This window comes from Lysinibacillus halotolerans (assembly GCF_003711845.1).
GTDB classification, from domain to species: Bacteria; Bacillota; Bacilli; order Bacillales_A; family Planococcaceae; genus Ureibacillus; species Ureibacillus halotolerans.
Genome location: NZ_RHLQ01000001.1, coordinates 219,130 through 232,769 on the forward strand (window position 1 = coordinate 219,130; position 13,640 = coordinate 232,769).

13 protein-coding genes and 1 pseudogene are annotated in these 13,640 nt (G+C 33.3%); 13 read left to right on the forward strand and 1 reads right to left on the reverse strand.

Going from position 1 to position 13,640, the window contains the following annotated elements:
• Positions 1-145 precede the first annotated feature (145 nt).
• The 4 genes from EC501_RS01075 (at position 146) to EC501_RS01090 (ending at position 2,578) form a co-directional block, all read left to right on the forward strand.
• Entirely contained in the window at positions 146-772 is a 627-nt protein-coding gene (locus EC501_RS01075; protein WP_122970438.1) for a Bax inhibitor-1/YccA family protein, read from the forward strand.
• Positions 773-1,050: 278 nt separating this feature from the next.
• Positions 1,051-1,689: a hypothetical protein gene (locus tag EC501_RS01080; RefSeq protein ID WP_122970439.1), complete on the forward strand. Its 639-nt coding sequence runs from the start codon at positions 1,051-1,053 to the stop codon at positions 1,687-1,689.
• Between the two features lie 22 nt (positions 1,690-1,711).
• Positions 1,712-2,299 (forward strand): hypothetical protein, encoded by a 588-nt coding sequence (locus EC501_RS18575; protein WP_241559237.1) that lies wholly within the window; start codon positions 1,712-1,714, stop codon positions 2,297-2,299.
• 9 nt (positions 2,300-2,308) lie between these two features.
• Positions 2,309-2,578, forward strand: a complete 270-nt coding sequence (locus EC501_RS01090) for a hypothetical protein (protein ID WP_122970440.1) — start codon at positions 2,309-2,311, stop codon at positions 2,576-2,578.
• A gap of 552 nt (positions 2,579-3,130) precedes the next feature.
• On the opposite strand, the pseudogene EC501_RS01095 reads toward EC501_RS01090, so the two are convergent.
• Positions 3,131-3,280: pseudogene (locus EC501_RS01095) on the reverse strand (IS3-like element ISBsp3 family transposase); the annotation flags it as partial.
• Positions 3,281-3,602: 322 nt separating this feature from the next.
• On the opposite strand from EC501_RS01095, the gene EC501_RS18580 reads away from it, so the two are divergent.
• The 9 genes from EC501_RS18580 to EC501_RS01145 all read left to right on the forward strand — a co-directional run bounded on the left by EC501_RS18580 (position 3,603) and on the right by EC501_RS01145 (position 13,391).
• The gene (locus tag EC501_RS18580; RefSeq protein WP_241559238.1) at positions 3,603-3,875 is read left to right on the forward strand and encodes a hypothetical protein; all 273 of its coding nucleotides are present in this window, start codon (positions 3,603-3,605) and stop codon (positions 3,873-3,875) included.
• 529 nt (positions 3,876-4,404) lie between these two features.
• On the forward strand, positions 4,405-5,484 hold the full coding sequence (locus EC501_RS01110; protein ID WP_122970441.1) for an SGNH/GDSL hydrolase family protein: 1,080 nt from the start codon (positions 4,405-4,407) through the stop codon (positions 5,482-5,484).
• A 352-nt stretch (positions 5,485-5,836) separates the two neighbouring features.
• Positions 5,837-6,814, forward strand: a complete 978-nt coding sequence (locus EC501_RS01115; RefSeq protein WP_122970442.1) for a glycosyltransferase — start codon at positions 5,837-5,839, stop codon at positions 6,812-6,814.
• Positions 6,799-8,271, forward strand: coding sequence for a lipopolysaccharide biosynthesis protein (locus EC501_RS01120; protein ID WP_122970443.1), 1,473 nt, complete (start codon positions 6,799-6,801; stop codon positions 8,269-8,271). Before EC501_RS01115 ends, EC501_RS01120 begins: the two co-directional genes overlap by 16 nt.
• Before the next feature lie 38 nt (positions 8,272-8,309).
• Entirely contained in the window at positions 8,310-9,218 is a 909-nt protein-coding gene (gene rfbA, locus EC501_RS01125; protein WP_122970444.1) for a glucose-1-phosphate thymidylyltransferase RfbA, read from the forward strand.
• Positions 9,199-10,356 (forward strand): dTDP-4-amino-4,6-dideoxygalactose transaminase, encoded by a 1,158-nt coding sequence (gene rffA, locus EC501_RS01130; protein WP_122970445.1) that lies wholly within the window; start codon positions 9,199-9,201, stop codon positions 10,354-10,356. Before rfbA ends, rffA begins: the two co-directional genes overlap by 20 nt.
• Positions 10,356-11,357 carry a dTDP-glucose 4,6-dehydratase gene (gene rfbB / locus EC501_RS01135; RefSeq protein WP_122970507.1) on the forward strand — a complete coding sequence of 334 codons (1,002 nt, stop codon included), beginning with the start codon at positions 10,356-10,358 and terminating at the stop codon, positions 11,355-11,357. Before rffA ends, rfbB begins: the two co-directional genes overlap by 1 nt.
• 415 nt (positions 11,358-11,772) lie before the next feature.
• Positions 11,773-12,633, forward strand: coding sequence for an O-antigen ligase family protein (locus EC501_RS01140; protein WP_158599647.1), 861 nt, complete (start codon positions 11,773-11,775; stop codon positions 12,631-12,633).
• A gap of 5 nt (positions 12,634-12,638) precedes the next feature.
• Positions 12,639-13,391, forward strand: coding sequence for a WecB/TagA/CpsF family glycosyltransferase (locus EC501_RS01145; RefSeq protein WP_122970447.1), 753 nt, complete (start codon positions 12,639-12,641; stop codon positions 13,389-13,391).
• The last annotated feature ends 249 nt before the right edge of the window (positions 13,392-13,640 follow it).

The window sequence follows — 13,640 nt, forward strand, 5'->3', positions numbered from 1 at the left end:
GTTTTCCTTTAATAATCGAATAATATGAACATAGGATGAATAGGTTACATCGAACTAATTTGGAGGTGTAATCAATAAAAAAATGAAACTTTATTATTGGTTATAAAGTATATATAATTGGTTTAGAAAATAGGAGGCAAGTAAATTGAAAAACACAAATATTTTACGTAAAGTCTTGAAGCATTTTGCTATTATGTGGCTTTTAACAGGGGTTGGATTCTTTGTTGGTAGTGTGTTACCACCAACTGTTCTATTACCTGTATCCATCATTACCATTTTACTATTAATTATCGCAATCTTTGTTCGAAACATTCGAATGATGAATACAATTCTATATTGTATCCCATTTTTAGTAGGGATTACGTTTTTCTGGAGTACGCAATTCTACATCGATCAATTAGGGATTGAAACCGTTCTTATTACTCTAATTGGTACAATAGTAATCTTCGCCATTCTAGGGTTTGTTGGTAGTGTTACAAAATCCGATTTGTCTGGGTGGGGTGGCTATCTTTTTGGAATTCTATTAGTTGCGATTTTAGTTTCCATCGTTTTCTTCTTCTTTACGCCGTCTAACTTCATATTATTGCTTTTAGCAGCAGTCATTATTTTAATTTTCGTCTTATATACAATTTACGATTTTAATCGAATTGCAAAAGGGCATGTTTCAGAAGAGGATGTTGTAAGCTCGGCATTAGATTTATATTTAGATTTCATTAACCTATTCTTAAATATTTTAGAACTGATTTGGAGAATAAGAGAAGAGTTTAAATAATTACGTAGTAGCAAAATGATAAGAGTGAGGACACCTAATAGATTCGTTAGGTGTCTTTTTTTGTGATGATAGGGCTCAATTAAACAAGTAATCTAGCACAACTGAATGTAGTTAAATTATGGAAATTACTTTTGCTATATAGTATAATTACCTTAATTTACTATAATTGTAGAGTAACATATTTTAAAATTATCCTTTTTGTTTCCCATGATTAACGGATGAACATGGGAACATTATTAATGAAAATAATAAGGGAATGAGTTTAGTGGAGAACATTCATGTCAAAGATAAAAGTCGATATTGATAGAGTTAATGATTTGACCCCTAGCTTTTCACAAGTTGCCACAAAAGTATCGAATACTACAGACAATGTTGCATCCATCCGATCTCAAATCGATTACCGTATTAAAGCACGACATGGCATCGGTGATCAATTGTACAAAATATCGAATGAATTACAAACGATTGAAAAGAATATGAAGAAGTTAGTATCCTTCCTTCAAAATTCGATGGATAAGTATGCAGCTGCTGAAGAGAAAATTGCTAGGCAAGTTCCTATGTTACCTAATGTGATTAGGAAAAATAACATAACTATTGATGAAAATGGTAAAATACAAGTGATGGATGAATACGCCCAATTTAATACTAATAGAGCCATTGATCCAAATACCGGTGAATATTTATTTACATATGAAGGGCAAAGGCAAGTATTGGGAGGAAATAGTTCTGGTACACCAGATGCTATTTCTCAATTAGTAAATTCAGTAGATGATTTATTATATGAAATCTTTCTAAGTGATATAGTTACTCTTTTTGACCCGAACGCATCACTTTCGCATAAAGCCATAGCAGCATTCATGTTACCCAATAGGCAAATCTTTAAAAGCTGCAAAAGTCGCGAAGGATGTGCTCGATAATTCAGAAGACATTGCAAAAACTGTGGATAAAGCAGAAAATATTAAGAACCTCTCAAAATCTGTAGATAAGACGAAAGAGATACAAGATAAAACAATTTCTGATTTAGAAGTAAAACAACTAGGGGAATACATAAAGGATCTTGAGAAGAAGCAGGTAGATAAGGGTACGGGTGAAAGTGTCAATTTTGGAAAGTATTCAACGAGTATAGACGATAAAGTAAAAGTAATTGAAAAAGTGGATTTGCCTGATTGGATAAGGGATTCATTTACTGATGGTAATTATAGGACTGTGATTACTGAAGAAAATATTACTTTCTATAGAACTTTTGGTGGTGGAGCAAAAGCGAATGGTTCATTTGTAACTACTAGTCCAGCTGGTAATAGAATAAATGCGAAAATAGATACTGCTTTAGTTCCGGATTGGAAAAATACTAGAGAGTTTGAGGCAGTAATAGAAGTTCCAAAAGGACAAATCTTAAATATAGGTAGAGTTGAAAAGCAATATACAAAAACAGGTGCTTTACTAAAAGGTGATGGTGACCAAATTCTTCTACCACAAGGGTGGCCATCCGAATGGATAAAAGATATAAGAAAAGTTCCGAGTAAATAGGAGGATTTTATGGATAAGAAAGAGCAATTAACTAGACAGGTTAAAACTGTAATAAATATTCTTGAAAAAGTATATGCTAACGAAATAAAAAAAGATATTTTACAATTAATATATAAAAGATACAAGAACGCACTGGAGATTATTGAGAATAATAAAGATTTAAACATAATAAATATTATTGGTGGTGTTAGAGCCTATATGGATAGTTATAATGACTATGAAAATCCTTTGTTAAAAGAATTACACAAAGCAGAAAATTTACTAAAAGAGTTATTATAACATATTAGAAATTTACACCTAAACCTTGATTGGCTAATATAAAAGCTTTTCAAGGTTTTTTATTGGCATATGTATTGAAAGAATTATCTAGAATCAAAAATTCACGATTGTTAGCAAACTTATGTGAGTAGTAAATAAAAAGAAAGTGAAAATTATTGAGTGAGACAATAAGAAAATGATTTGTTTGAGAATCGAGAGCTCATGATGGTTGTACAATCAAGGAGTTTTATAATACAAGGCTAAGAAGAAAAGTGTGAGATTTTGGCGAGATGACATTTTACATGTCAGGTGTACTTATACATGGAATGGCTAACAAACTAACGAGAATGACAAAGCTCGTGGCGATAAAAGGTATGTTACGTAAGTAAGGTTACTAGTTTAGCAACAGGGCAGACAAAAATTGTGTTGTATTTTTACAAGAGACGGTCGTAATACTCGCTATTCGTTAAAAAGCGTTACGAAAATTACAATTTATGTAACGGGAGGGTGAAAAGTTGAACGTTGTTGGGTATATACGAGTCTCCACTCAAGGGAAGGCAAGAGATGAAGAGTCTGAGCTGGTCCTTTTCCTAATTGATTTTCCTTAACCGCTTTTATTTTAAACTCGGCTGTATATTGGATGGCGCGATCTGATACTGATGCAACATTTTGGTTTGTTTCTAATTGTCTACGTTGATGTTCATTAAAAATTATCTTACTCATAAAAATTCTCCCGTTCATAAATAGTATGTTAAGTATAACGGGGTAGTTCAGCACGCTGTGTATAGGCCTTAGAAGGAGACATAATTATGTTAAAAGTAAAAGAATATAAAGAAAATCAGTCTTTAAATATTGAATTGATATTTATAGACCCATTAATATAGAATTCGGAACTTGGAATATATCGAAGGAACCAACCATATATTGGAAAACTGGGAATTTCAAGAGATCTTTAATTGAAATAGGTATTGGCAAATATACAGGTAATATTCGTTCTATTACTTTAACTTTGAGTGAGAATGTACACAAAGTGGAGAGTTTAAATTTGGATATGAAAAATATAACTTTGGTTAAAGGTGTGCCTAATTTTCAAGTTGAAGAATATAATGATAAGACGTATATAGACGAAAAAGGTGAATTGAACGTTTATATAGGAATTGATAAAGTGTTGATTTCGTTTTCGAAAAATGATACCGTGTCTATTATCCAAAATGATACTGTGGGATTTGCTTTAGATAAAAATAAAATGGTTTGTGGCATTATAGTAAGTGGTATGTTAGAACATGAAAAGAAAACATTAGAAGACGCATTGAAATAAAGTATATGAAATACAAAAAAAATTCAACCTTGATTGGCTAAATGCCTTTCAAGGTTTTTACTTTAATTTAAATTAAAGCAGCTGGTAATTATGAGAATGTTCCAAAGGATTTATACGACTTAAATGGGAATATCCTAATGAAGCCTTTTGTTTGAATAAAGAGGGAGATATTTGGGAAGTTTACTATAGTGAACGTGGTATGAATCACACATTGAAAAGTTCGAATCTGAAAATGAAGCCTGTAATTATTTTTATAAAACAATTTTTGAATAAATAGTATCTTCACCAGTATATTAAATCTGAAAAGTAACCACCTTCTCTTATCTAAGACCTTGAGATTATATCAAGGTCTTTTTTAGTTATGCCGGGATCATACTTTTCAACTATGTGAAGAAAGTTCGCTGTAAAGGTAATAATGGCGAACATAAGAAATTGTTTTAAATTAAATAAATTCACTGTATAACTCCCCCTATATAAAGGGGAATATAGGTCTAGATAATATAGAGAACGAAGGTGTCCTTATTCGAATATGAAAAAGTATCCGTTTCTAGTATTAAATTTATTAATACTCACTTTAGTTTTGGTCATTCTTTTAGGGGAGAATCATCAAAAAAGGGAGAAAGAGGCGAATGAAGATTTAGCAGTTTCTTATATTTTAAAATCAAATGAACGGGAAGAGAAAAAAACAAAATTACTTAAATTACTGGAACAAACGATAGAGGAAGAGCTACCAGGTGTTGTATCGTGGGGCGATTCCCTTACATATGGATCAGGTGGTGAAGGTGTAACCTATCCTAGAGTATTACAAAATTTGATAGAGCAACATGTATATCATGATATACCGGTTATCAATATGGGGGTGAGGGGAGAGACATCTAGTACGATTGCTGGACGTGCTGGTGGTACACCCTTTGTCGTAAGTAGTTTTACAATTCCAAAAGAAGTTATAAAAGTGGAAATTCATATAACTTCGTCAACAGGTGAACCAGTTGCCCCGCTGCGACATGGTGATAAAGGGGTAAATCCTGTGACAATCAATGGAGTTCAAGGAATTATTAGTATCGACAAGCAATCTAAAGGTGAAAATATTTATTATTTTGAACGATTGGGAAGGGGAGAAGCTGTTCCAGTTAAAGATGGCACTGTAATTGAAACGGTTGGTATGAAAAAATTTCAAAACTATATTCCTATTGTTTTTATCGGTCAAAACGGTGGATATAAAACTGATCAGCAATTAGTAGATCAAATTAAATCGATTATTCAGATGGAAAAATACAATGAAAACTACTTAGTATTAGGACTTACAACGGGTACAGCAGAATCAAGAATACAACTAGAATCATTAATGGAAACTGCTTTTGGTGAGAAATACGTTAATCTTCGAGAGTTAATGAGTACAAATGGGTTGAAATTGGCTAATATTTCACCAACGACGGAGGATTTAACGGCAATGGAAATAGGTGCAATTCCACCAAGTCTTTTATCCGATAAAGTTCATTTTAATGCAAAGGGTTACGAAGTGATTGGAAAAATTGTATTTCATCGAATGGAACAATTAGGTTATTTTGATTCGGTAAAGCAATTAGTTAAGGAATTAAATGAAATATAAAGTTTCCCCAATATTAAATAAATCAAAAATAGTTAACTTAAGACTATTTTTGATTTATTTTTTATTTTATAGGAAAGTTTTTACATTATATGACATATATAAAATAATAGGATTAGTTAAATATTACTAAAGTTATTCCGGAATATTAAAAAAATCTATAGAATTATACGACTTTAGAATTAAATGAGTTGGATTTTTCAGAGATTGAAGGAGTAATGATTAACTACTAGATTCATATAAAACTGATATATGTGTCATATGAATAAAATATTCGACACTTACTTTAGGCGTCTAGTCATGATCTGGATTTAGTGGGAGAAAAAATAGGTTGTTAAAATCTGGAGGTCTTCAAATGAATGATATTTTAGTGAGTATAAGCTGTCTCACCTATAATCATGAGCGGTATATTCATGATGCAATCGAAAGTTTTTTCATGCAAAAGACGAACTTCAAATATGAAATTTTAATTCATGACGATGCCTCATCGGATCGGACAGTAGAAATTATTAAGGATTATGAAAAGAAATATCCAGATCTTATTAAACCAATCTATCAAACAGAGAATCAATTTTCGAAAGAAATTTTAGTAGACGAATTTAACGTGAAAAGGGCAAAGGGAAAATACATTGCAGTTTGTGAAGGGGATGATTATTGGCTCGACCCTTATAAATTACAAAAACAAGTGGATTTTATGGAAAACCATCCAGAGTGCAGTTTATGTGTTCATGCAGGCTATGTCGTTTCAGCAAAGGATAAAAAAATATTAAGACATAATCGTCCAAGTCGTACAAGTAGATATTTGCAAGTGGAAGAAGTGATTGGACAAGGTGGAGATTTCTTTGTTACAAATTCGATGTTTTACCGAACACAATTAGATCTGGAAAGACCTATGTTTTTTCAAATCGTTCCGAACATAACTGATTATCATCTTGCTATCAATCTCGCATTGCAAGGGAAAGTATATTATATGGATGAATTTTTGTCTGCATGGCGTAATGGCGATGATGCATCTTGGACAAGTTCCAATATGCATCATATTGCAAAGAAAAGAGCCCACTATCGCCAAATTGCCGAAATGCTCGATGAAATTAATCGCTATACAAATAGTCAATATGAACAAGTGATTAAATGGAAAAAGGATATGACAGAACTGGAACTATTAATAGAAGAAAGAAAGTTTAAAGAAGTGAAAAAAGGAATGTATAAGGAGTTGTATTCCCAATTAGGATTGAAACGTAAGGCCATGATATGGATGGATGAATATTCTCCGGCTGTTTCAAACTTTTTAAGGCAAGCTAAAAGGAGTTTCGTTAAATGGAATATGACATAACGAAGGCAAAGGTACTTTCTTCTCTTTTTTGGAAGCTCCTTGAACGTGGTGGAACACAAGGAATACAATTTCTAATCACGCTTATACTGGCGCGAATTCTCCTTCCAGAAGATTTCGGTTTAATCGTCATAGTTACCGTTTTTATTACGTTTGGCGGAATTATTGTAGAAAGTGGTCTTAGCACCGCACTTATTCAAAAGAAAGAGGTAGATGCCCTTGATTTCTCCTCTGTCTTTTATTTGAACTTATGCGTAGCTATCGTTCTATATATTATTTTATTTTTGTCAGCCCCTTTAATTGGAACATTTTTCGAAGAACCTCAACTATCATCCGTAATAAAAGTATTGTCATTGACTTTATTTTTTGGAGCGTTTAATTCCATACAAAATGCGGTTATTGCCAGATCGATGGAGTTTAAAAACTTATTTATTAGTAGTTTAAGTGGTGTCATCCTTTCGGGCATCGCTGGGATACTGATGGCCTTTGCTGATTTTGGTATTTGGGCTTTAGTAGCACAACAATTAACGAGACATTTATTAGTTACGATTGCTTTATGTATCACTGTGCGCTGGAGACCCAGCTTAAAATTCTCCTTTAAAAGGGTGCAACTATTGTTTTCATATGGATGGAAGTTACTGATTTCTTCCCTCATTTTTTCTATTTATATTAATTTGCAAAGTTTCATCATTGGGAAAATGTTCAACCCTGCTTTATTAGGTTTCTATAACAGGGGAATGCAATTTCCATCGGTCATCGTGGACAATATAAATGGTTCCATACAAAATGTAATGTTCCCGGCGTTATCAGCCCATCAAGATAATAAACAGAAAGTAAAAGAGATGACTCGCCGTTTAATCGGAATGAGCTCGTTTATTGTTTTTCCAATGATGATGGGTCTTGCTATTATTGCAGAACCTCTTATGAATGTTTTATTAACGGAAAAATGGCTTCCCGCTGTTTCCTTCTTACAAATCTTCTGTGCCTATTATGCTTTATGGACAATTGATGTATCCAATCTACAAGCAGTTAAAGCGATGGGGAGGAGTGACATTTTTTTAAAATTGGAAATCGTTAAAACGGTTATCGGTCTTACTGTTCTTGTAATTAGTATCCAGTTTGGAGTTCATGCGATGGCTTTTGGTGTGTTGCTCAATGGGATTATTGCCGCAATTATCGATGGATTCCCTAATCGGAAGTTATTGAATTATCGTTTGAGCGAACAATGGAAGGATGTACTCCCTTCATTTCTACTATCCTGCGGGATGGGTTCCATTATCTATTGTATTAAATGGATCGGCATGTCGGACTTACTCACTATAGGAGTACAAATTATTACGGGAATTATTTTATATGTCGGTTTGGCAAAGATTTTTAAAATTGAATGTTTCCATTACTTACTAATTACTTTGAAATCTCAAAAAACCAAAACAGTATCGATAGAAGGATTCGAACCTTAGAAGGGAAGAATTAAAAAATAACGAAGAAGAGGGTAAAAATGAAAGGAATTATTTTAGCAGGAGGGACAGGTACCCGATTATATCCGTTAACGAAGTCTATTTCGAAACAGATTTTGCCAGTTTACGATAAACCAATGATTTACTATCCCCTTTCAGTATTAATGTTAGCAGGAATTAAAGAGATATTAGTTATTTCTACTCCAAGGGATATGGAAGGTTTTATACAACTTTTGGGAGATGGTTCCCATTTAGGGATTCGCCTTCAATATGCGATCCAGGAACATCCAAACGGTTTGGCAGAAGCTTTTATTGTTGGTGAAAAGTTTATTGGAAGTTCTTCAGTTGCATTAATTTTAGGAGATAATATTTTTTACGGTTCGAACTTTAGTCTCCTATTAAAAAAAGCAACTTCTTTAACGAGCGGTGGAATGATTTTTGGATGTTATGTCAATGATCCAAAGGCTTATGGAGTTATTGAGGTGGACGAATTGATGAATCCTATTTCGGTTGAGGAAAAACCGGTAAATCCGAAATCTTCTTATGCGATTCCAGGCTTATATTTTTTTGATAATGACGTAGTGGAGATTGCGAAACAGGTAGAACCTTCGAAACGGGGAGAAAAGGAGATTACGTCCATCATAGAAGATTACTTAAGGAGAGGAAAATTAAAAGTACAATTGACCGGACGTGGACTAGCCTGGTTAGATACGGGCACCCATGGGTCACTCCTTGAAGCTTCTAATTTTGTTTGTGCAATTCAAAAAAGACAAGGTTTATATATTGCTTGTATTGAAGAAATCGCTTATCGAAAGGGTTACATTACAAAAGAGCAGCTTCTTGAAATCGCAAAACCATTGATGAAAACAGACTACGGAAAATATTTAGTGGAACTATCAAAATATGATCTTGATAAGGAGCTCGAAGCAAATGATACAATCTCCATTTAATGTACCTCCTGTCACAGGGGCGGAATTCGCCTATATTCAAGATGTGATTGAAAGTAGAAGTCTTTCTGGAGATGGGAAGTATACAAAGTTAAGTCAAATATGGTTAGAGCAAAAAACGGGAACAAAAAAAGCATTGTTAACGACTAGCTGTACCCATGCCCTTGAAATGGCCGCTTTCCTTATTAACATTCAACCAGGGGATGAAGTGATTATGCCATCCTACACTTTTACTTCTACAGCAAATGCATTCGTTTTAAGAGGGGCGAAAATTGTTTTTGTTGATATTCGGCCCGATACGATGAATATTGATGAGAACAAAATAGAGGCTGCTATTACGAAGCGAACTAAAGCAATCGTACCAGTCCATTACGCTGGTGTGAGCTGTGAAATGGATACGATCATGGATATTGCGCACCGTTACCAATTATATGTAATCGAAGATGCCGCTCAAGGATTAATGGGGACATATAAAGGACGGATGTTAGGAACCATTGGCCATATAGGAACATACAGCTTTCATGAAACAAAAAATTTCGTTTCTGGTGAGGGCGGTGCTTTGCTTATTAATGATGAGCGTTTTATCGAACGAGCTGAAATCATCCGAGAAAAAGGGACGGATCGTTCCCAATTTTTCAGAGGACAAGTAGATAAATATTGTTGGCAAGATATCGGTTCCTCCTATTTACCAAGTGAACTAAATGCTGCCTATTTATATGCCCAATTGGAGCAAACTGAGCTAATATTAGAAAGCCGTTTATCCCTTTGGAATGAATATTATACTCATCTTCAATCTTTGGAAGAACATCATTTAATTGATTTACCGGTTATTCCAAATAATTGTCAACATAATGGGCATATATTTTATATTAAAGTGAAAAACGGTGATATAAGAACAAGTTTAATAAATTATTTAAAAGCACAGGGAATTCAAAGTATGTTTCACTTTGTTCCACTTCATTCTTCACCTGCAGGAAAACGGTATACAACGTTCCATGGAGAAGATATTTATACAACAGTAGAGAGCGAACGACTACTCAGATTACCTTTATATTTTGACTTATCGACCGTTGAAGTAATTGTTTTGGCGATAAAAGGATACTTTATGAACATGTTGGAAAAAAGGGTTTTAGAATTATGATGAGTAGAAAGAAAATGTTAGTAACAGGTGGTTCTGGTTTTATTGGAGGAAATTTTGTTCAATACATGGTTCAACATTATCCAAACTATGACATTTACAATTTAGATGTGCTCACTTATGCCGCTGATTTAAGAAAACATAAAGCGATTGAAACAAAACCAAATTACTTTTTTATCCATGGGGATATTACCGATTTTACAACGATCTATTCGTTGTTTAAAAAAGAACAATTTGATTTTGTTGTTCACTTTGCTGCTGAAAGTCATGTGGATCGTTCGATTCAAAATCCGCCGATTTTCACCCATACGAATGTATTAGGCACTCAAGTATTACTAGAAGCAGCTAAACAAGTAGGGATTGAAAAGTTTATTCATATCTCAACGGATGAAGTCTATGGAGAACTAGAATGGGATGAGCCTACTTTATTTACAGAAGAAACACCGCTCCAACCAAATAGTCCATATAGTGCGAGTAAAGCTTCTTCTGATTTACTCGTTCTTGCCTATTTTAAAACGTACGGCATGCCGATTAATATTACGCGGTGTTCGAATAATTATGGACCGTTTCAATTTCCCGAAAAGCTAATTCCTTTAACTATTTTACGGGCATTAAAGGACGAAAAAATTTCGGTTTACGGAAATGGGGAAAATATTCGAGATTGGTTACATGTGATGGACCATTGCAAAGCGATCGACTTAGTTGTTCATGAAGGAATAAGCGGAGAAATTTATAATGTTGGAGGGAATAACGAATGGCAAAATATTGAGATTGTCAAGATCATCTTACAATCCTTAGGTAAGTCGGAAGAACTAATTACGTTTGTAAGGGATCGGTTAGGCCACGATAAACGGTATGGGATCGATGCAACAAAGTTACAGCGATTAGGTTGGAAACCAAAATATACCTTTGATAAAGGAATCTCTGAAACAATTCAGTGGTATTTAAACAACGAAGATTGGTGGGGGCCCATATTGAATAAATCCTATCAAACTGTTCAATGATTTTTCTAAGACACAATAAAATGGTGATAAATTGAAGAAAATTCTTAACAACCAATACTTATTGTACTATTTGCTTTGGCCCATCATCGTCGTTCCAAAGGAAGTACAATTTATATTGATCGCCCTCATTTTATTTTTATTTCTATGTCAAAGAAAGAAGCTCTATTTTGACAAGCTAAGTTTACTAGTTGTATTGTATCTGTTTGTCTATGGATGTTCGATTCTCTATAATTTATTCGTTTATTCCTATAATAGCGAACGAATTTTTGCTACGGTCAACACTTTTAGCATTTGGATCATGGCGTTATTTTTTTATCTACATTTTAAAAATAATAACATCGACATTGAAAAGATAAAAAAGATTACTTTTTATAATTATTTGTTGTTAATTGGCCTTTGGTTCGTAAGTATAGGCATGTACTACGGTATAGGAATGAAAGATGTAACTATTTTAGGGAAAGTCCTTTATTATTCTGAATGGTTCAATCAAAGGGAAGTAATGCGATTTGTTGGGATAATGGATTATACAAATCTTGTCATTATGTTTTGTCTGTTTTTCTACCCTCTATTTTGTTGGTATGTAATCGAAAACAAAGGGAAGTTTCTGCGCTGGCTTTACATTTTATTAGGGGTTATGCCTATCATTAGTACGTATTCGCGTAGCGGCTATATTGTCATATTAATAGGGATCTTGTTCTTTGTAGTGAAATATCTGTCCAAACAATTGAATAAAAATCTATTTATTTTTCTAACTCTAGTAGTTCTATCAACCATGATTGCTATTTTCATGTATACCGATTTATCACAAATTGTCGTTATGACAATGTATGAATTAGTTCACGCGCGGGAAGGAAGTAACGATAGTCGAACTTTTTTAATGCAGGAAAGTATTAAAGTAGCACTAGAAAATTCACCGATTATTGGACTAGGTATTAAAGATCGATCGGTTTTAGGTTATCCCCTTGGATCCCATTCAACCTTTGTAGGTTTCATTTATAAAACGGGAATTATAGGGTTTATGATCGGAAGTCTTATTTTTCTAGTAATTAACTTAAAACTAATATTTTTGAAGGACATGGTTTATAAAACGATATTAAAAGTTTCCCTTTTACTCATGTCGATTTTATTTGTAGTAGAAGATATTGATGGATCCAATTGGCTAATTGTCGTTTATTTCATATTTGTTTCTATACTTTTTAATCGAAATGATAAATTCCATCATTCTCCAAAACCTCTAGTATCGCATGAGTACCGATTTAACGATAACGAAGGATAAAAAGGATGAGTCGTATAAAAACGTTTATAGACAATGAAGTGTTTTTAGGAAGTCAAAGGGAACTGCTTCAAATCATTATTAATCATACAAGGGACAAAAAGAAAAAGGCTTATTATGCTATTAATGCGGATTGTATGCTTCACTATTGGAACGATGAAGCTTATCGAAACATTATTAACCAAAGGGAAAATTTAATTTATGTAGATGGAATGGGTGTCATTTATGCCCAAAGGTTTTTAAACATTCCAACTGCTGCTCAACGAATTGCCACAACTGATTTATTTCCCGCGTTAATGGCCGAATTAAATGAACGGAAAAGTCCCTTTAAAATCTTTTTACTAGGTGGAAAAGATGATACTGCAGAAAAGGTAAGAAAAAATTTTTCGAAAAAGTATCCGAATGTGGAAATTGTAGGGGCCTATAATGGTTATTTCGATAAAAAAGAAGAAAGTAAGAAGGTCATTTCTCACATAAACGATTTGGAAGTGGATATTTTATTTGTTGGATTCGGAAATCCCCTTCAAGAGAAATGGGTAGACGAACATTTTCATCTTATAGAAGCTAGTACAGTTCTAACTTGTGGAGGGCTCTTTGATTATTATTCAAATCATGTGAAAAGGGCACCGATTGCCATGCAAAAGATTGGTTTTGAATGGTTATATCGACTATTACAAGAACCAAAACGATTGTATAAAAGATACTTGTTTGGAAACATCAAATATATATTAAAGGTTCTCACCTTAAAATTAGTAAAATGATTTGAAATTATGGGGGATCATATGAAGTTAATGAAGTTAAACAATTTCCATATCGTCATACTATCTAGCATTAAATGGGACTTTTTATGGCAAAGGCATCAAATTATCGCAGAAGACTGATGTCACATTTGTATAAAAGATACTTGTTTGGAAACATCAAATATATATTAAAGGTTCTCACCTTAAAATTAGTAAAATGATTTGAAATTATGGGGGATCATATGAAGTTAATGAAGTTAAACAATTTCC

What these genes read in the sequence shown, in the direction of transcription:
- EC501_RS01080 (WP_122970439.1), top strand. Translation starts at nt 1,051, where the DNA reads ATGTCAAAGATAAAAGTCGATATTGATAGAGTTAATGATTTGACCCCT.
- EC501_RS01140 (WP_158599647.1), top strand. Translation starts at nt 11,773, where the DNA reads ATGTACTACGGTATAGGAATGAAAGATGTAACTATTTTAGGGAAAGTC.
- rffA (WP_122970445.1), top strand. Translation starts at nt 9,199, where the DNA reads ATGATACAATCTCCATTTAATGTACCTCCTGTCACAGGGGCGGAATTC.
- EC501_RS01115 (WP_122970442.1), top strand. Translation starts at nt 5,837, where the DNA reads ATGAATGATATTTTAGTGAGTATAAGCTGTCTCACCTATAATCATGAG.
- rfbA (WP_122970444.1), top strand. Translation starts at nt 8,310, where the DNA reads ATGAAAGGAATTATTTTAGCAGGAGGGACAGGTACCCGATTATATCCG.
- EC501_RS01145 (WP_122970447.1), top strand. Translation starts at nt 12,639, where the DNA reads ATGAGTCGTATAAAAACGTTTATAGACAATGAAGTGTTTTTAGGAAGT.
- EC501_RS01120 (WP_122970443.1), top strand. Translation starts at nt 6,799, where the DNA reads ATGGAATATGACATAACGAAGGCAAAGGTACTTTCTTCTCTTTTTTGG.
- rfbB (WP_122970507.1), top strand. Translation starts at nt 10,356, where the DNA reads ATGAGTAGAAAGAAAATGTTAGTAACAGGTGGTTCTGGTTTTATTGGA.
- EC501_RS01110 (WP_122970441.1), top strand. Translation starts at nt 4,405, where the DNA reads ATGAAAAAGTATCCGTTTCTAGTATTAAATTTATTAATACTCACTTTA.
- EC501_RS01090 (WP_122970440.1), top strand. Translation starts at nt 2,309, where the DNA reads ATGGATAAGAAAGAGCAATTAACTAGACAGGTTAAAACTGTAATAAAT.